16 protein-coding genes and 1 pseudogene are annotated in these 18,253 nt (G+C 73.8%); 5 read left to right on the top strand and 12 right to left on the bottom strand.

The window, feature by feature from the left end:
- Positions 1–14: 14 nt before the first annotated feature.
- Positions 15–431, top strand: coding sequence for a hypothetical protein (locus tag ACIRS1_RS37315; protein WP_402847013.1), 417 nt, complete (start codon positions 15–17; stop codon positions 429–431).
- 69 nt (positions 432–500) lie between these two features.
- On the opposite strand, the gene ACIRS1_RS37310 is transcribed toward ACIRS1_RS37315, so the two are convergent.
- Positions 501–893 carry a MerR family transcriptional regulator gene (locus ACIRS1_RS37310; protein WP_402847011.1) on the bottom strand — a complete coding sequence of 131 codons (393 nt, stop codon included), beginning with the start codon at positions 891–893 and terminating at the stop codon, positions 501–503.
- 60 nt (positions 894–953) lie between these two features.
- Between ACIRS1_RS37310 and ACIRS1_RS37305 the strand changes: the two genes are divergently transcribed.
- The 3 genes from ACIRS1_RS37305 (at position 954) to ACIRS1_RS37295 (ending at position 3,456) form a co-directional block, all read left to right on the top strand.
- Entirely contained in the window at positions 954–2,357 is a 1,404-nt protein-coding gene (locus tag ACIRS1_RS37305) for an MFS transporter (RefSeq protein WP_402847009.1), read from the top strand.
- Positions 2,358–2,566: 209 nt separating this feature from the next.
- Positions 2,567–2,971, top strand: a complete 405-nt coding sequence (locus tag ACIRS1_RS37300) for a hypothetical protein (RefSeq protein WP_402847008.1) — start codon at positions 2,567–2,569, stop codon at positions 2,969–2,971.
- 125 nt (positions 2,972–3,096) lie between these two features.
- Positions 3,097–3,456 carry a hypothetical protein gene (locus ACIRS1_RS37295; protein WP_402847006.1) on the top strand — a complete coding sequence of 120 codons (360 nt, stop codon included), beginning with the start codon at positions 3,097–3,099 and terminating at the stop codon, positions 3,454–3,456.
- A gap of 168 nt (positions 3,457–3,624) precedes the next feature.
- Here the strand turns inward: ACIRS1_RS37295 and ACIRS1_RS37290 are convergent.
- The 3 genes and pseudogenes from ACIRS1_RS37290 to ACIRS1_RS37280 all read right to left on the bottom strand — a co-directional run.
- Positions 3,625–3,738: pseudogene (locus tag ACIRS1_RS37290) on the bottom strand (TetR family transcriptional regulator); the annotation flags it as partial.
- Positions 3,739–3,961: 223 nt separating this feature from the next.
- A complete protein-coding gene (locus ACIRS1_RS37285) occupies positions 3,962–5,173 on the bottom strand; it encodes a phosphodiester glycosidase family protein (RefSeq protein ID WP_402847005.1) in 1,212 nt (403 codons plus the stop codon).
- A 175-nt stretch (positions 5,174–5,348) separates the two neighbouring features.
- Complete coding sequence (locus ACIRS1_RS37280; RefSeq protein WP_402847003.1) at positions 5,349–5,912, bottom strand: hypothetical protein; 564 nt, start codon at positions 5,910–5,912, stop codon at positions 5,349–5,351.
- A 263-nt stretch (positions 5,913–6,175) separates the two neighbouring features.
- Between ACIRS1_RS37280 and ACIRS1_RS37275 the strand changes: the two genes are divergently transcribed.
- Positions 6,176–6,877 (top strand): alpha/beta fold hydrolase, encoded by a 702-nt coding sequence (locus tag ACIRS1_RS37275; protein WP_402847002.1) that lies wholly within the window; start codon positions 6,176–6,178, stop codon positions 6,875–6,877.
- Between the two features lie 446 nt (positions 6,878–7,323).
- On the opposite strand, the gene ACIRS1_RS37270 is transcribed toward ACIRS1_RS37275, so the two are convergent.
- From ACIRS1_RS37270 to ACIRS1_RS37235, 8 genes are all read right to left on the bottom strand, one after another.
- Positions 7,324–11,169 (bottom strand): ATP-binding protein, encoded by a 3,846-nt coding sequence (locus ACIRS1_RS37270; protein WP_402847001.1) that lies wholly within the window; start codon positions 11,167–11,169, stop codon positions 7,324–7,326.
- 215 nt (positions 11,170–11,384) lie between these two features.
- Complete coding sequence (locus ACIRS1_RS37265; RefSeq protein ID WP_402846999.1) at positions 11,385–12,092, bottom strand: hypothetical protein; 708 nt, start codon at positions 12,090–12,092, stop codon at positions 11,385–11,387.
- A gap of 39 nt (positions 12,093–12,131) precedes the next feature.
- The gene (locus ACIRS1_RS37260; protein ID WP_360215710.1) at positions 12,132–12,533 is read right to left on the bottom strand and encodes a hypothetical protein; all 402 of its coding nucleotides are present in this window, start codon (positions 12,531–12,533) and stop codon (positions 12,132–12,134) included.
- A 224-nt stretch (positions 12,534–12,757) separates the two neighbouring features.
- Positions 12,758–13,414: a DedA family protein gene (locus ACIRS1_RS37255; protein WP_402846998.1), complete on the bottom strand. Its 657-nt coding sequence runs from the start codon at positions 13,412–13,414 to the stop codon at positions 12,758–12,760.
- A gap of 59 nt (positions 13,415–13,473) precedes the next feature.
- Positions 13,474–14,118 (bottom strand): dihydrofolate reductase family protein, encoded by a 645-nt coding sequence (locus ACIRS1_RS37250; protein WP_360215716.1) that lies wholly within the window; start codon positions 14,116–14,118, stop codon positions 13,474–13,476.
- Between the two features lie 604 nt (positions 14,119–14,722).
- The gene (locus ACIRS1_RS37245; RefSeq protein ID WP_402846996.1) at positions 14,723–15,889 is read right to left on the bottom strand and encodes an alanine--tRNA ligase-related protein; all 1,167 of its coding nucleotides are present in this window, start codon (positions 15,887–15,889) and stop codon (positions 14,723–14,725) included.
- 330 nt (positions 15,890–16,219) lie between these two features.
- Entirely contained in the window at positions 16,220–17,551 is a 1,332-nt protein-coding gene (locus tag ACIRS1_RS37240; protein ID WP_402846995.1) for a helix-turn-helix domain-containing protein, read from the bottom strand.
- A gap of 439 nt (positions 17,552–17,990) precedes the next feature.
- Positions 17,991–18,251 (bottom strand): GlsB/YeaQ/YmgE family stress response membrane protein, encoded by a 261-nt coding sequence (locus ACIRS1_RS37235; RefSeq protein WP_360215725.1) that lies wholly within the window; start codon positions 18,249–18,251, stop codon positions 17,991–17,993.
- Positions 18,252–18,253 lie beyond the last annotated feature (2 nt).

Below are 18,253 nucleotides of genomic sequence, written 5' to 3'. Positions count from 1 at the left end.
CGAAGGAGGGCCGGATGCACCCGGTCACCACCAGGGCCTGCGCACTCGCCACCGCGGCCGCCGCCGTCCTGCTCGCGACCGCCGCCCCGGCCGGCGCGGCCACCGAGCGGCGCAGCAGCGACGCCTGCACCCACAACTGGTCCGGTCCGCAGGTCTGCATCGCCATCGACGGACACGACGACTGGGCGCGGCGCCTGACGGTCACCTGGACCAACCCGGGCGGCACCGGCAGGTCCACGGCACTGCTCCACGAGGGCGACCGGCAGGTCGAGGTCCACGAGCGGATGACCGGCACCGCCCGGGGCGGGAGGATCACCGCCGAGTGGACCGACATCGAGGTCGCCTGGGGCCGCCTGTGCGGGTCGTTCACCGACACCCCGAACGTGTGGGCCTGCGTCGACATCCACTCCGGCGGCGTCTACTCCCGCTAGCCCGGGAGCTCCGCCCGCCGGCGCACTGCCGAGAACGGGCCCCTCGATGCGCAGCACCACGACCCTGGGCTACAGCGCCTGGCCGGGGGCCGCCAGGAGTACGCACTGCTCGAAGTTCATGCAGCCGCACGCCATGCAGTCCGCGACCGCCCGGCGCAACGCCTGTGTCCGGCTGATGTGTTCGTCGAGCTCGGGGAGTTTGCGGGCGGCGAGTTCGCGCCACTGGCGGGTGACGCCGGGTGAGGTGTCGCCGTTCAACAGCTCGGCGATCTCGGCGAGGGTGAAGCCGGCCCGCTGCGCCATCCGGATCAGCGCGACGCGCCGGACCGTGCTGGTCGGCCAGACCCGCCGGCCCGCCTCGCGACGGGCGCCCGGCAGCAGCCCGCGTTCCTCCCAGTAGCGCAGCGCGGACGCCCGCACCTGTGCCGTCCGGGCCAGTTCGCCGATCCCCAGATACCTCACGCCGACGCTCCATCGAACCGGGTTGACTTCACGCGCGCTTGAAGCACGAGTGTGACGTGCATGTTCTCATCTCCGGGGCGCCTGCTGCCCGGCGCCTACCGCCCGTTGTTCGCCGTCCGCCCGTTCCGCCGGCTGTTGCCCGTGTTCGCGCTGTCGGACCTGGGGGACGGCATGAGCACCGTCGCCGTCGCCTGGCTGGCGCTCTCACTCGCCCCGCCCGGTGGGCAGGGCACGCTGGTCGGGGTCAGCGTCGCCGCGTACACGCTGCCGGGTGCGCTCGGCGCCCTGGTGCTGGGCCGCTGGCTGCGGCGGCTGCCGGCGCAGCGGCTGCTGGTCGCCGATGCCGTCCTGCGGGCGCTGCTGCTGGGCGCGATCCCGATCGCGCACCTGGCCGGGGTGCTCGGCCCGACCGGCTACGTCGTGCTGCTCGGCGCCTCCTCGCTCTTCCACGCCTGGGGCAAAGCGGGCAAGTACGCGCTGTTCACCCCGCTGCTGGACGACGGCCTGCGGCTGGCAGCGAACAGCGTGCTGAGCACCAGTCTCTCGAGTGCGACCGTCCTCGGCCCCGCGCTGGCGGGCCTGCTGGCGGGCACGGTGTCACCGGCGTGGATCATCGGACTTGATGCCGCCACCTTCGCCGTGCTCGCGGTGCAGGCCGGCCGGATCGCCCTGCCGACGGTGCCGACCGGAGCCGGCAGGACGGCCGGGGCGAGCAGGACGGCCGGGACTCCCGGCACAGCCGGTGCCGGTGCCGCGCGGCAGGGGCTGGCGGTGCTGCGGCACCACCCCGAGCTGCTGGGACTGCTGGTGCTGACGTGGCTGTTCAACTTCGCCTACGGGCCGGTCGAGGTCGCGCTGCCGCTGTTCGTCGGGCACTCCCTGGACGACGGCGCGGGCCTGCTCGGTGCCTACTGGGCAGTGTTCGGCGCCGGAGCCGTTCTCGGGGCGCTCGGCGCGGGAGCGGCCAGGAGGCTGCCGCTGTGGCCGACCATGATCGCCATCGTCGCGGGGCACGGCGTCGGACTGTTGCCCTTCGCGGCCGCGCACACCGCCGTGCCGTCCCTGATCGGCTTCGCCGCCGCGGGGATCGTCTACGGGCCGTACTCGGCGCTGTCCCTCGCGTTGCTGCAGGACAGGACGCCGAGCGGCTCGCTCACCACCGTGCTCGCCGCCCGCAGCGCGGTACTCATCACGGCCTCGCCGCTGGGCGCCACGCTCGGCGGACTGCTCCTCGACCGGGTGTCCGCGCCGGTCGTGCTGTGCGGCTGCGGCGTCGCCATGATCCTCATAGCCGCCCTCGCCGCCGCTTTCCGCGCCTTCCACCACCACTTCCGCCCAGTGCGGCGGACCCTGCACCCGTGCACAGGCGAACACCACCTGTCCATCCCCCTCGACGGCCCTCCGACGAGCCCCACGGACCCCGCGGAGCAGCACCGGAGCGGCATGCCCGCGCCCGGACGGTGAGATGCCCGCGAGCACGACCCGGGCGAGGGCCGCCGGGCCCGACCGGCGACCGGATGCCGGGACGGATGCGGTCATCCGGCTGATCCTCCACCCCTCCCCCGGGACCACGGTTCACCGTCGGATGACGGATGCCCGGCCCGCGGCTGCCGGGGACAGTGAAGACGTTCCGCGAGCAGACACACCATCACCACACCACCGGAGTCATCACCGTGAACAACCTGTCCGGCAAGCTCATCCAGACGGCCGGCGCCCTGGGCCTCGCCGTGGCCGCGCTGACCACCCTCGCGGTCTCCCCGGCGGCGGCGGGCACCGCCGCCACGGCCGGCTGCACCAAGGCCTTCCGGTTCGACAACGTCCAGGTCGAGGCGGACAACTGCTCCGACGGATGGGTGTGGATCAAGGTCGGTGACGGCACCTACTACAAGGGATCCGTCCGCGCCACCGACGAGTTCGGCTCCGAGAAGACCGAGCTGGCGGTGGACCAGGGCAAGGACGTCGCGACGAAGTACATCGGGAAGATCAAGAGCATCAAGATCTGTGGCACCAAGTACCTCGGCTGGGCCCCGCCCCGCCCGTTCTGGACCTACTGCAGCAACCAGATCAACGTCTACTGAGCAGCACCCCGGGCTGCCGGACCGCACGGTCCGGCAGCCCGGGCCCCTCGGCGCAGCACCTTCCGTCCCCTCGTCGCCACAGCCCTTCCGGCACCACCAGCACACCCAAGGACGGTGGTTCACGCATGTTCACCTCGAAGACGATGCTCCGCGGCTCGGCCGCAGCGGCGACCGCGGTCGCGGCCCTGATCGGCCTCGGCGCCGGATCGGCACAGGCCGCCGGCTGGCCGCCGCTACAGCCGGGCGCACACCTGTACACCGGCACCGGAGGAAGCGGGACGGCGACCATGGTCGACCTGGGTGACCTCGGCACGTGCCACACCCTGTCGGCGCCCGCCCGCTCGGTCCAGATCGCCGACGGCTCCGCCTCCGTGACGCTGTACCCGGGCCCGGGCTGCACGGGTGCGGTCCCGTGGGCCACCGGCTCCCTGGCCCAGTCCAACCTTCCCTGGGCGATGCTGAGTTACCGGGTGGTCCCGGCCTGACACAGGCCGCGGCGGCTTCGGACGTGCAGGCGGTCGGCCGCCAGGAGGCCGGCAGCCAAGCATGCGGCGGTAGGCGGCGGCGAATCCGGTCAGTGCCCCGCTCCAGGTCGGCCCGGCGTCCAGCTCGGCCGGCGCGGTGGCGAACAGGTGGTTGACCACCGCGGACAGGATGGCGTCACGGCCCGGGAGGTGGCGGTACAGCGACATCGCCGCCACCCCGAGGTGCGAGCCGATCCGCCGCATCGTCAGCGCGTCCAGCCCCTCGCGGTCGAGCACCTGGATCGCCGCGGCGGTGACTCACTCAGCCGGTTCGTGTCCATGCCCGACACCGCAGGGGCAAGCAGCACAGGCAAGGTGGCCGCGCCACACCCACCCGGCGCAGCCACAGGCTCAGCAGCAGGGGTCTTGAGCATCCGAGCTCAGGACAACCTGGTGGACCCGTGTAAGGGCGGCCGGATGCCCTGGTCGACGGTCCGGCAGCGCCCGTCGGACGGCCGGCCGGGTGTCAGCGGGAATAGAGCGCGATGCCGTTGGGGACGCGGCGTTCCTGTCCGTGGTCGAGGGAGTTGCGGACATCGACCCGCCCGGTCGCGTGGTCGCGCGTGACGAGGGTGCTGGAGGCACCGCCGTCGAGGTAGACGGCCTCCTCGCAGGCCAAGCTCCCGAGCAGGTCGGCGAGTTCGGCGAGGGTCAGTCCGGTGGACGTCCCCTCGCGGCCGTCGGTGACCACCAGGTACAGCCGGCGGCCGCCGTCGGCGATGCCTGCGGCCGTCCGGGGTTGCACGGTGGCGGCGTCCAGGTCCGGCAGGAGGCGCCCGCCCCTGAGCAGCGGGTAGGCGCCCAGGGCGAAGGCGAAGGGGACGCGACTGGTGGAGGCCAGCCGGTACTCCACCGTCACGGGGGTGCCCGGGGCGAGGGCCTTCAGCGCCCCGGCACCGGCTTCGCGTCCCAGCAGCACCTCCGATCCGGATGCGATCGGCCCTTCGCCCGGGGCCTCGGCCGTGGCGTCGACCCGGCCATGGCTGACCGTCAGTTCGAAGGTGTCGTGGGTGCAGGGCGCCGCGCGGTCGTGGTCGCGGCCGCACGCGGCGCGGGCGCGTGGGGTGCTGCCCCACTGCGGGGTGAACACGCCGATGGAGCCTTCGGGGAGCGCGTACTGGTTGAGGCCGCCCAGCGGTACCGGGCCGCTGGGGGTTCGCAGGACCCCGTCGAGGGTCAGGCGTGCGGTGCGGGCCCGACCGTCCACGCCGACCCCGATCACCTCCTGGCCGGTGGCCCCCGACGGCAGGACCCCGCCGAACCGCTGGCCTTCGGGGACGGCCGCCTTCAGCGGGCGACCGTCGAGCACGGCCGCCCCCACCGCGGCTCCGGTGGCCGGGATGCCGGGGTGCTGCTCCTCGGTGATGTCGAAGAAGTCCCCGTTGACCGCGGCGACCGCCCCCTGACGCTCGGCCATCGAGGACACCGGAGCCCGGTCGGCCACCGCGCCGGGATACAGCAGCCCGACCCGTACCCGCGGGTCGTCCAGGTCCACGCTCAGCACGTGGACCCTGGTGGCGCCGTGCCCGGTGGCGAAGGAGAAGGCCCGGTAGTCGATCCCCGGGGCGACGTCCTCGACCACACCACCCGGCGACGGATCCGCGGCGCGCGCGGGACGGCCCGCCCCCACGGTCAGGACGAGCAGGACGACGGCGGCGACGGCACGGACCCGGTTCACGCCCCCACGGTCCCGTCCGGGCGTCCCGGGGCAGGGCAGGCACGGCACGAGCCCGACGGACGTCACCTGGACGGCGCCCGGTGTGCCGGGGCGGCCGCCGAAGGCGCGTCAGGAGTCGCGCCATCCGGGGCACCCTCGGCCGGGCCCGAGCAGGCCGCTCCGCCGGGGCGATCGGTCACCGGCCCGGATCCGAGGGGCTCCCCATCGTTGCGGGGACACCGTCCGGCAACCGCACCGCGTTCGTGCACGGATACCCGGCCACGACGTGCTTGGCGTACTTCAGCGCTATGCCGAGGACGGCCCGGCCGACCTTCTCGGACGCCGGGTCGGTGAGTTCGCCGGCCCTGACCGTGATCGCCACGTACGGCTGGCCCATGCGCGCACTGTCCGGGTTGTCGCACCGGAACCCCAGCGACACCCGTCCCGGCCAGACCCACCCCTGCACATCCGCGCCGAAGTCGAGCCGGCTCGGCCCGTCGCGGCGACGCGACGCGTCCGGGCCCAGGGTGTCGGTCATGACGGCCTGGTCGATCGACAGCACCTGGATCCACACCAGGTCCTCGGCCGTCTGCTGCCCCACGTCGCACTGGTGCGCCTCGCGGGCGGGGTGGAGCTTGGTGTGGTCATCGTCCGACTGGTACTGCTCCACGATCCTCCCGTGCACGTGACCTGCCAGGGGCAGGAGGTCAGCGCGGGTGAGCACCGACCGGCAGGCGCCGGCCTGATGGATCCCTGTCAAGCACGTGAGTTGAGCAAGCCTTGAGGATGGACGTCCTCGCGGGGAAAGCTGCAACGTATGGGCTGGCTCACAAGGGTCCGCCCAGCCCGGCTGCCACCGCCGCGAGCCAAGGCGGGCACGCCGCTCGTCCGGATGCCGTACCGCGACGTCGGCGTCAGAGTGTCAGTGCCACCCGCTAGCGTCAGGCCGGGCGTGGGAGACACCCCCGCCCACCGCAGGCCCCCGGACCCGCAGGCCCGAAGACCCGTAGGAGGAGGACCACCATGTCGACCTTCGCGCTCGTTCCCGGCGCCGACGGCCATGCCTGGTTCTGGCACCGGCTGGTACCCGAACTCCGGGCGCGCGGGCACGACGCCATCACGATGGACCTGCCGGGCGAGGACTCCGCGGGGCTGGAGGAATGCGCGCAGGCCGTCGTCTCCGCCGTGGAGCAGCACGGCGGCCTCACCGGGCCGCTGGTGGTGGTGGCGCAGTCGCTGGCGGGCTTCTCGGCCCCGCTGGTGTGCGGGCGGCTGCCGGTGCCCGTCGCCCAGTTGGTGCTGCTCAACGCCATGGTCCCGGTGCCCGGGGAGACCGCCGGGCAGTGGTGGGAGAACACCGGCCAGGCCGCGGCCAGGTCCGCCCACGCGGCCGCCACGGGCCGCGGTGCCGATCCTGAGTTCGACATGCAGGCCGACTTCTTCCACGACGTCCCGGCCGAGGTGACCGCGGAGGCGCTCTCGCTCGGCGGCTCGGCTCCGCCCGCCGCGCTGTTCGCGCAGCCGTGGCCGCTGACGCACTGGCCGCAGGTGCCGACCAGGTTCCTCCAGGGGCGGGACGACCGCTTCTTCCCCCTGGAGTTCCAGCGCAGGACCGTCCGTGAGCGGCTCGGCCTGGAGGTCGAGGAGGTCCCCGGCGGCCACCTGGCCGCACTCAGCCGGCCCCGGGAACTGGCCGACGCGCTGCTGCGCGCCCGGCCTGCGTAGCGGCAAGGTCGTCGCCGCTCCACGCGGCCCGGTCCGGCCGCTGTCGACCCGCCACTCGCAGTCGGTTCCGCGCTCGACGAAGCCCTCATCCGCCCCTTGGCCCGGTTCTGCGACGACACACCCCGGCCACGACGACGTGTAGCGCGGAGCTATCCCCGTCGTGACCCAGAAGTCCCCCCACCTCGACACGGCGGCGACCTGAACGCCATGGTGTGATCGAAAACGAGGTGCCCGCCACCCGCCCCGGTGGCGGTCACCTACGGATCGCCCTGCTCGACGAGACCCTGCGGCACACCATCGATGTACTGCCCGCCTGGGCAGACGTGCAGCTGCCCGCCACACCGTCGACGAGCGGGAGGACGCCGGCGCCCGAGCCGCGCCCCGCCCACCCTGGGCGGACCGCGTCACGGCTTGGCGGTCCCCCGCGATGCTCGACGCCGGCGCCGTCAGTCGGTCGGCACCTTGGCCAGGGCCGCCCGGACCGTGGCGGCCAGGTCGGGGACGTGCACACCCAAGTCACGGAGGTGGCGGGCGGTCCGTGTCACCGGCAGGTCGACGCGCCGGGCGATCCGGACGAGTTGGGCGAGCCGCATGGGCGACTCGGTCAGGTCGGGCAGCCGCTGGTCGTCGACGGTCAGCAGGCGCAGGGCCTCCCGCTGGGTCAGGTCCGCGGGGACGTCGTCATGGGACACGCGCAGTCCGTAGGACCGCAGCCGGACCACCAGCTCCCGGGGGCGCCGGCCGAGGTCCCTGGCGGCGAGGAGCAGGACGAAGAACGGGATCTCATCGTCCGGGCCGAACCGGAACCACCAGACGTCGTCCATGTCGTCCGACGTGCTATGGAGCACGTCGTCGTAGCGGAACAGTTCGCGGTCGAGCTCGGTCGGCCGTCGGGGCAGGACCATGGTCCTGACGTGGTACGCGGCCAGCTTGTCGGTCAGGGCCCGAAGACTCAGGCCCTGGGTCTGAGCCACCTCCAAGAGCTGGTGGAAGCTGGGCGCGCTGTCCGTTCGAAACGGTGACCAGTCGACCTCCCAGCGGCCTGAGAGCAGCTCGAAGTCGTCCGGCGACTCCTGACAGGCTGCCCGGGGCGGGAGGGCGAATCCGAGCCGCTGGTACTCGGCGCGCACCTCTTCGGCGGACAGGTCCAGCCATCCCTGGGCTGCCACCAGTTGCCAGGGAGGCAGCGGTCCGACGGCGCTCGCCCAGGGCCACCGGCCGTCGTGATCCCGGCTGAGCCAGTTGACGTACGTCTGGTCGACCCCGTCGGGGAACTCGAACGGCTCCACGGCCAGGCCGTAGTGTTCGAGTCGCCGCCGTACCTCGGCCGGGCTCAGCCCCGTCCGCAGGGCGGCCTGGGCGACGTGTCCGGGAGGCACGGGACCGTCCATCCAGACGGCCCGGTGGTCGGCGATCTCGCCGTCCCGGTAGAGCAGCCGGAGATCGACCTCGTCGGGCACGCCCTCCGGCAGCCCGTCCGGCACGGAGGGGAGACCGTAGACCCGCAGCTGCTCGGCCGCCTGCCCCGGAGTCACTCCGAGTGCAGCTCCGATCTCCAGCAGGTCACCGACCGTCGTGAACGAGCGGCGATGGCCGTACCTCCCGTCGAGCCACGTCATGTCCGAGGTGTCCTGCCCGTCCAGGGCGGCGGTGTCGGCACCGATGACGAGGTCATCGACTCCGAACAGCCGTCGCCGCTGCGCCGGGCCGGCCGGATCGCAGCCGAGGCGCCGCGCTACCGCGAACACGTCGGAGCGCCTGGTGTGCCCGAACGCACCGCGGTTGCCGGTGAGCGCTTCCAGATCGGATGGGCGAGCCCTGACGACGTGGCGCGGCTCCTCCAGCTCCGGCACGAGCTCGGCCAGTTCATGTGCCAGGTCGGTGCCCCCATGGGCCAGCATGCGCCATAGCAGGATGTGGTCCGGGAGAGAGAGGAGCGCGCCGTCCGTCAAACGTGTCGTGCGACGGTTCGCCGCCAGCAGGCTGTCGAGAATGGCCTGGTCCCACGGAAAGCAGCCGGCCGTCGCGGGCAGCGGAGGCCGGCCGCGGTCCCCGAGTCCGCGGCCGGCCTCGAACGCCGCCTCCGCCACGAGGTCCGCCGTTCGCGGGCTGCTCTTTGCCACCTCCCGCATCCATTCCAGGGTGAGGAACCGCGCCCCGCTCGCGACCAGGTCCGGCGCCGCCGCCACGAGCAACGCCTCCACGTGGGCCGCCACGTCGTCCAGGACGGTGAGACGGTCGGTGCTTAGGTGGCGTGGCGCGTGGTCTCCGCTCAGGTTCACCACGACGCCCCGGAGCCCCGACAGCACACCGACGTTCCGGCCCGCCTCGGTCCGGAGGCCGTCCACCAGCAACATGCCCTCGGCCTCGCACCAGATCACCTGCGCGCCGGGTGGACTGTCCGCCCACTCCACCAACTCCTCGCGGTCCCGGCCGATCGTCCTGCCCGTGTCCCGGGGGGCGAAGACACCGGGCTCCCACGCCTTCCGTCGCCCGCCGTGCTCAGCCGTCGTGGCGAACTCGGCGATGCGCAGGACGCCGTCCAGGGCGTCCAGGGCCGACCAGGCGCGGCGCCTCTCCCGCAGGTACAGCCGTACCCGAGTGCCCGGCCGCGTGCCCCGTTCCTCCTGCTCGACGATCCGGAACAGGTGGTTCGGCCCGAGGATATGGGCCTCGACCAACGGGCCGGGCACGCTGTCCAGTCCCATCCGGCAGGACGTCACGCGGATCTCGTCTGCGAGCATGAAGTAGGACAGCACCCCGATTCCGAACCGGCTGTTGGGGTGGAGCCGCACCGGGGGCCGCACCCGCTCCCAGGCTTCCTGCTCGAGCAGGAAGTCGGGCTGTTCAGCGAAACGGTCGCCGGCATGGGAGAACACGCCGCGCAGCTCCGCCTCGCCCATGCCGATGCCGTCGTCCGTGCACTCGAGGTAGTCACGGCCGTCCTCGTCCACCCCCTGGACGAAGTCGATCCGCCCTTCGTACGGGTGGAAGGGCCGGCCGGACCGCTCAAGGTACTGGGTCCTGGCACGCCGGTAGCGGCACGCGTCGAGGGCGTTCTGGTAGAGCTCGCGCACCGCCAGGCCGTGGTCCTTGTAGAGCTGGGTGCCGATCAGCAGACCGCGCACCCGGCGGTCGTTGAGCCGGAACCGGGCACCGCTGGTGAAGGTTCCCGGCGCCGGGACGACACCGTCGGCGGAGATCCGCGCGGGCAGCGGCGGCATCGGCTGGGTGACCCTCTCGGGTACGGCACGCCCGACGGCGAGGAGCAGGCCGTCCAGCCGTTCCGCGTGCTCGCGCAGGGCCTCGACCACCGCCTCGTGTTCGCAGACCGCTTTGAGGACGGGCAGTTCGGGCGAGCCGCCCCATGCCATCGCGCGCACGGTCCGCCGCACCCCGTCCAGGTCCACCGCGTTCGGGACGCCGATGTGCTCGACCACCGTCTCGGGGAGGACGACGGGCTCGACCGCGGCGCCGTACGCGACGGCCAGGAGCAGGCTCGCGCGCCGCTCCCGGATCCGCTGCCGTCCCGGGCCCGGCAGCAGCTCGTCGGCTTCGAGCTGACCGAGGTGCTCGGGGTGACAGATGTCCGCGCCGATCCGCAGGCCGGCGAGGAGCCGGGCCAGCCGTCGCGCGCTCAGTACCTCGGTCAGTGGACCGCCCTCCCCGGCGAGTTCGGCGACCAGACCGGCGAGGACGTCCGCCCCCTTCTCCTCCTCGGCGAGCCAGCGGTGGTACAGCCACCAGCCGATCACCGGTGCGGATTCCGGCCGAAGGTCGGCGCGGCTGAGCAAGAGGTCGTGGCCGCCCAGGGACGACTGGTATCCGGCGCGCGGCCCGGACGCTCCGGGCCGGGGTCGCAGGTCGGCCGGGTCTGCCTCCAACCGGGAAGCCGTCAGTAGGAGTTGATGGGCCTGGTAGAGGTAGGGCAGCAGAACGAGCAGACCGGCCTCGGCGGGGTAGAGGTCCAGCGCGCCATCGGGCTCCCCAAGCAACCATTCCACCCTGTCCGCGAACCGCGGCGCGAACTCGGGATCGGCCCACGGGTCGTCGGCGATCCGCTGCTCGGCGGTGTCGCGCAGGGCGGCCAGCCGCCCCGCCAACCGGGCCGCGTGCCGGCGGTGGGGCTCGGCGTCACGCGGCGCAGTGTGAGCCCAGATACCCGACTCCCACACAGCCCTGGTCCACGGTTCAGTCGGCGGGGCGGGCTCTGCGGGCGCCTGCACCGTGACCGAGGCCGCCTGGATCACCGGCGCCTCGTACGTCCCCCCGTTGATCGTGTTCGTGACCACGTGCCGATCCACCCGCTGTCCTCCCCAGTCACTGCGTGGGCAAAGTGTAGGGGTCGGGCCGTACCAGGGTCGTGCGGTGCGGGGATCGGCGACACCGGGAACCGGTCGGACAGGACGCGACATCACTGCCGCTTCCACCAGCCCCGACCACGACGAGGCGGCCCGGGCCCTCGCCACAGCGCTCATCCGGCCGGAGTGTTCCACACGACAGGATGTCAGGCCGGCTCCGCGGCCTGGCGCAGGAGCACCGTCGACGAGACCGCGGCGGCGTACCAGGTGTTCGCCGTCTCGTCCGCGGCCGGGGCCCAGGCGGCCACCACCGGGAGTGCGCAGTGGTCGCCGGCCTCCAGGGGTGGCAGCGTCCAGGAGAGGTCGTGGTGGCGGGCGAAGTCGACGCCCCACCCGTTGAACGCGTTGGCGTGCACCTCGTCGATCAGCGCCGCCCACCGCCGGGGCGCCTCGCCCGCTTCGGCCGACCAGCAGATCGCCTCCTCGTCGTTGCCGCCGACGGTGAGGCGGGTCGTCTCGTCGTCCACCGTGATCGCGGCCAGGCCCTGGCCGCCGTCCCAGCCCGCGTCGGCGGTCTCCGGGAGCCGCAGGGGCAGCCCCGCCGAGAACCGCACCCGCCGGAGCGGCCGGGCGGCGTCGATCCGCCAGACCGCCGCACGGCAGCCGGTCAGCGGGCCCCAGGTCTCGGGGTCGAGCCGGGCGTCGTACGGGGTCAGCAGCAGCTCGACGCGCGCCGCGGGGCGGGTCCAGCGGGCGACGCTGCGGCCTCCCGCCAGGTCGAACCGTTCGTCGGGCAGCGGCGGGAGGCCGTCGTCGCCGATGGCCGTGGCGAAGGTCAGCGGGCCGAACGGCGTGTCGACGGACGGCCGGTCGGACGGCCGCACGCGGGTGCGGGGAACGGTGGGGAGCAGCACCGCGCCAGCCTAGGGGGCCCCGGCACGGGCTGCGCGCCACTACCCCGCCGGGGTCCCGCCGGTCCTCGCCCGGCTCCGCTGCGGCGGCAGGCAGGGCCCGCTGCGCGGCGCCGACTCGGCCAGGTGCCGTCGGACGGAGCCCATGAGGCCCGCGGCCTCCCGCAGGTGCAGCGCCTCCATGGACGGGGCCCCGGGGCACGGCCGGCTCGACCACCGGTGGGCCGCTTCGAGGGACCGCAGCGCCTGCGCCAGCAGGTCTCCGCATCCGCGCATCGAGGTGACCTGGGCCAGCTCCCGGACGGTGCGGCCGAGCAGGATGCCCAGGTCCTCGGCGTCCGGCCACGCCCCGTCGCTGAAGTCGTGGCCCCAGAACGAGAGCTGCGAGGCGCACGCGCCGAGATAGACCGAGGACCTCTCCTGCCAGAAGGGTGAACGCGACACGGGTGGCGGAGACTGGTCCGGGGCTGTCAGCACCCGGACATGATCGACCCAACTGCGCTACCCCGCAGGCGAATCCGCGAATCCTGTAGACGTCCTGATACACACGCGCCCCGCCGACCACCACGCGAGGGGCCGGTGAGGGAGAAGTGTCGCGTGTGGTGCTTCGGGTCGCCGCGGTGCCCATCGGCAGCGGTTCCGGAGCCGATCCACCCGAGCCGCCCGCTTCAGGGCTTCGGTCCGCCGTTGTCACCGTCGTCCGACGGCTCACCGCCCCCGCTCCCCCGCGAGCGGTGCCGCCGCAGGAACCAGACCAGCAGGGCGACGGCGACGATCCCGGCGATCGCGATGGCGGCGACCCGGCCGACGGTGCCCTCGACCCTGGTGTAGGCGGCTCCGGCGAAGTAGCCCAACAGGGTGAAGCCGACACCCCACGCGACACCGCCGAGGGCGTTGTAGAACAGGAACCGGCGGTACGGCATCCGGGACATCCCGGCCAGCGAGGGCACCAGCGGGCGGAAGAAGGCGACGAAGCGGCCGACGAAGACGGCCGCCGGCCCGCGCCGGCGGATCAGGTCCTGCGCCGTGCCGACCCGCTCGACGTGGCGCCGCAGCGGGCGGGTGCGGAGGATGGTCGGGCCGAGGTGGCGGCCGATCTCGTAGCCGACGGTGTCGCCGAGGACGGCCGCGCAGACCACGACGAGGACCATCCAGGCGAGGGAGACGCTGCCCCGGTGGGCGAGGAAGCCGCCGAGGACGGCGGCGGTCTCGCCGGGGATGAAGAAGCTGAAGAACAGGGCGTCCTCGGCGAGGACCATGCCGCCGATGGCCGCGTACACGACCGGGCCGGACAGGCTGCGCAGCCAGTCGGTGATCGCGTGCATCGGCCACACCTCGTCGGCGATCGTGCCTGTTTCCGCCCCAATGTAACGCTTGCCCCGTGTCACCTCCGCCAGAACAGGTGGTGCGTCACCCCGCTCGGGCTGGGGACGACGTCCAGGTGAAAGCGGTCGAGAAGCTCGTCGGGGGACTCCCAGAGGCGTACGCCGGATCCGAGCTTCACCGGCGAGACCGCCACGTGCAGGGTGTCGACGAGGTCGGCGTCGAGGAACTCCCGGATGGTGGTGGCACCGCCGCCGAGCCGGACGTCCTTGCCCTGGGCGGCCTCCCGCGCCCGTTCCAGGACGGTGGCCGGGTCGCCGTCGACGAAGTGGAACGTGGTGTCGCCGAGCGTCAGCGAGGGGCGCTCGTGGTGGGTCAGGACGAACACCGGGGTGCGGAACGGGGGCTCGTCGCCCCACCAGCCCTGCCACTCGTGGTCCTGCCAGGGGCCGCGCTGGGGACCGAACTTGTTGCGGCCCATGATCTCGGCGCCGATGTTGCGGGCGTAGTCCCGGGTGAGGTAGTCGTCGAGGCCGCGACTGCCCCCGGGGTCGGTGCGCATGGGCCAGCTCGCCGTGGCGCCGGCCCAGGAGAAGAGCCGCCCGGGGTCGACGTGGCCGAACGGCCGCTCCAGGGTCTGGTCCTCACCGGCACCGATCCCGTCGCTGGAGACGTTGAAGTTCTGGACTCTGAGCAGTTGAGCCACGAGGTGCTCCTCCTGTGTCGTCGACGGCACGGTCGGGATCCGCCGTCCCGCCGAGTGTTGCACCCCCCACCGACAATGGCGGACGTACCGTCAGACCGGCCGCCCGGCCGTCGCGTTCAGGCCCCGCCCCAGGTCCGGCAGGCCGGTTCGTGCCAGGTCCTCCGCACGACCAGGCCGGCCCGGGTGAGGTGCTCGCTGGACCAGGTCCGGCAGCATCCCGCTCCGCTCCGCCGGGGCGGCGCCGACGGCTTCTGAACGCGCAGCGGGACGGGGGCCGCAGGCCCGGCGGCGGGGGTGTGGACGGCGGCGGGGGTGCGTACGGGGGCGGTCGGACGGTGCTGCCGGCGCCGGGAGTGCCTGGCCGAGGGAGTCGTCATGCCGGAGGCTCTGCCCCGTACCCGGCCCCGCCGAACCAGTCCACCACCCGGACGGCCCAACGCCGGCACCGGCCACCGGCCGCTGACCTGCCGGTTCGCCGGACCCTACGCCCCCGCCGCCGGCCGCGGACCCGGCGTGCGCACGGCGGCGCCCCCGCCGCGCGGTGGATCCCGTCTCCGTCACCGGGGATCCACCGCGCACGGCCACACCGCCGGGCCCCGCGCCGTCACCGCGTCCGCAGGTTCAGGACGAGCTCGCGCGGCAGGCCGTGGGTGTCGTGGAGGTAGTGGAGGTCGTCCTCGGTCAGCGGGCCGCGGAAGCGGGGTCGGGAGAGCACCTGGCGGCCGCGTTCCAGGAGACGGCCGAAGCGGCGCTCCTCGTCGAGCAGGACCTGGCGCACCTGCTCCGGGTCGACGTCCTGGCGGAAGCGGTCCAGGGTGTGCCGGACCAGTTCGACCGGCAGGTCGCCGAGGCCGCGCTGCGGGTCGTCCCGGCGGAGCACGGTGAGCACCCGGCGCACCAGTCGGCGCAGCACGTAGCCGCGGCCGGTGTTGGTCGGGCGGACGCCGTCGCCGATGACGACGACGGCCGAGCGCAGGTGGTCGCAGACCAGCCGCAGTGACGGCTCGTCCAGCTGCCACACGGTGGGGACATGGTGGCGCCAGGGGTCGAAGACGTCGCACTCGAAGACCGACGACCGGCCCTGCAGCAGCGAGGAGAGCCGTTCCAGGCCGAGTCCGGTGTCGATGTTGCGCTGGGGCAGCGGCACGAGCGTGCCGTCCTCGAGGCGCCGGTGGCGCATCATCACGTGGTTCCACACCTCCACCCAGCGGTCGTCCTGGGTGGGCGTCGACCGCGGCGGGGTGTCGCCGGTCCACAGGAAGATCTCCGAGTCCGGGCCGCAGGGGCCGGTCGGCCCGTTGGACCACCAGTTGTCCTCGACGGTGAGCTCGACGGGCACGCCGCGGTCCTGCCACAGCTCCAGCGAGCCGGTGTCCGGACCGACCTGGTCGTCGCCTCCGAAGACGGTGGCGTGGAGCAGGCCGGGATCGATGCCGAAGCCGTCGGTGAGCAGCCCGTAGCCCCAGTCGAGGCTCTGCGGGCCCTCGTAGTCGCCGAGGGACCAGGTGCCGAGCATCTCGAAGACGGTCAGGTGGGTGCGGTCGCCGACCTCGTCGAGGTCCGTGGTGCGCAGGCAGCGCTGGACGTTGACGAGCCGCCGGCCGAGCGGGTGCGGGCGCCCCTCCAGGTGGGGCGTGAGGGGGTGCATGCCGGAGGTGGTGAACAGCACCGGGTCGCCGGGCGGGGGCAGCAGGGTCGAGCCCGTGATCCGGTGGTGGCCGCGCTCCTCGTAGTACTCGATGAAGGTGCGGACGAGTCGGTCGGTGTTCATGGGGGTGGCTCCTTCGCGTGGGCCGTGGTGGGGCGCCGGAGGACTGGTCCACGCGATCATCGGGGCCGAGGAGGGAACGCCTCGGGGCCACCACCGGCGGACCGTGTCCGGTCGCCGGGGGGTGAGGGGTACGTCAGGCGGCGGCAACCGGCGAGCTGGTCGCTCGCGCGGTAGCGGTGTTCGGGCCGGTGACGTTCATGGGACCGAGGGTAACGCGCTCCGCTCCCCCGGTGCACCCGGTTTTCCGCCCGGCACTCCCGGAGCCCCCGGAAGGCCGCTCCTCGCCTCGTGCCGGCGCCCGGCCCGGAGCGAGGACGCGCCGCGCCGCCGTCACCGCCGGTACGGGCTCGGCTCCCAGGCCTTGCCGCCGATCGGGTAGACGTACTGCGGCCGGCCCTTGATCGCGCTGGTGTGGAACGGCGTGCCGTGGCCCAGGTCGACCGGAAAGGTCCCCTTCCGGTTGCCGCTGGTCCACTCCAGTTCCAGGTACCAGGTCACGTCGTGGGCGGTGGTCTCGGCGGTGACCTCGATGACCTCCGGGTCGCCCTCGCTGACCTTGACCGGCAGGCCCTTGCTGCCCTCGGTGACGACCGGACGGGGGCGGGCCGCGTCCAGGTCGAGGTCGTAGGAGTGGACTTCGACCCCGCCGCCGCAGCCCTCGCCCATGGAGTAGGCGTTCCAGGCGAGCGGGGCCGCGCTCCGGACGATCCGGACGTTGAGGGCCGTCAGCACCACGGTGTCCTTGCCGGTGCCCTGCACGGTGAGGTTGATCGCCTGGTAGTGGCCGGGAACGGCACCGACCCCGGCGGCCCAGCCCTTCACGTCCTGCACGGCGGGCGGCCGGGGGACCTCGGACGGCGGGCGGTTCACCACGTACTGGTCGCAGGCGGAGTCCCAGCCGGCCGGCGCGACCGAGACGGTGATCGGGGCCGGGTCGGTCCCGCCGGCCGGCCCCGACGGGAACACGTCGGCACCGACGGCGGACGGCGGGGAGCCGGGGGCGGACGGCACGTCGTGGACGCCCGGGGTCGAGGGTCCGGCGGAGGGCGTGACGCCCTCGGTCCGGGCCGGCGGCGTGGCAGCGTCGGTGTGCGCCTTCAGACCGGCGGCGACGGCTCCGACGGTGGCCAGCACCGCGGTGGCCGTCACCGCGGCGAGGACGCCCCGGTGGCGGACGTGCCAGCGGGGCGGTACGACGGGGCCGCGGCCCGGGTCCGCACCGACGACGGCCGGGGCGTCGACGGGCTCGGTGCCGGAGGCGGGCTCGACCTCCCCCACGCCTCCCCTGCCCGTCACCGCCTCCGCGGGCTCTGCCGCTGTGACCACTCCCGTTGTCGCCCCCGCGTCCGCCTCCCGGGCCGCCGGCCCCTCCTCCGCGCCCACCGCCGCCGGCACGGGGGCGGCGCTGGGCGCCTTGCTCCCCCGCATCGCATCGGCGACGACCCAGAGGCGGTACAGCTCGACGAGTTCGGCCGGCGTCGCCTTGCACAGCCGCGCGAGCTGGTCCAGCGGGGCGAACTCCGTCGGCGTCACATCGCCGTTGCAGTAGCGGTGGAGCGTCGAGGTGCTCAGGTGCAGCCTCTTCGCCAGCACGCCGTAGCTGAGCCCCGACCGGCTCTTCAGCTCCTGGAGCAGCTGCGCCGGCCCGTTCGTCTCCCTCAACTCCGCGATCCCCTCTGGCACTGTTCCCCCGCCTCGCTCTTGACCCCCGGGAGGGAAGTACGCCGTGTACGGTCCGGCGGTTCCCGCTCCGGTGCCCGCGCGGGCGGCGGAACGGCGTGCCGCGGGCGTGTCCGTCGCCCGTCACGCCGCCCGTTCGTCCCGCGGACGCGTCCCAGGAAGGTTACGACCTCCCAGGTCACGGGAGGTAACGGCGGTCCGGTGTCCCTGATCGACCGTCCCCGGTCGCGGCCGGGGCGAGCCGGCGGAGAAGCCCTCGACGGACGCCGGGAGGGAGGTGCCGTGAGCGCCCTCCGGGCGCCCGCCCGCGAACGCGTTCGGCCGGAGGACCCGAGGAGTGCCCTCGGGTCCTCCGGCCGAACGGCCGACTCAGCGCAGCGAATCAGCGCGCCGACTCAGCACACGGGCTCAGCGCTCCGGCTCAGCGCCGCCGGCCCGCGTAGGCGGGCGACACCAGCGCGATCAGCACCGCCGCCACGCCGACCTGCAGCAGGTGCCGGATCCAGTCGATGCCACCGGTGTGCCGCACCCCGAAGTAGGACGCCGCGGCATTGCCGAGCACGGCACCCGCCGCGCCGACGAGGACGGTCAGCCACAGCGGGACGGGCTGACGGCCCGGCAGCACGAGCTTCGCCAGCAGACCCACCACCAGGCCTGCGACCAGGGCCCACAGGATCGTCACGG

This window comes from Kitasatospora sp. NPDC101176, assembly GCF_044768035.1.
Taxonomy (GTDB): domain Bacteria; phylum Actinomycetota; class Actinomycetes; order Streptomycetales; family Streptomycetaceae; genus Kitasatospora.
Note: the sequence above shows the minus strand (reverse complement) of the source record. Positions and strands in the feature narration are given on the sequence as shown.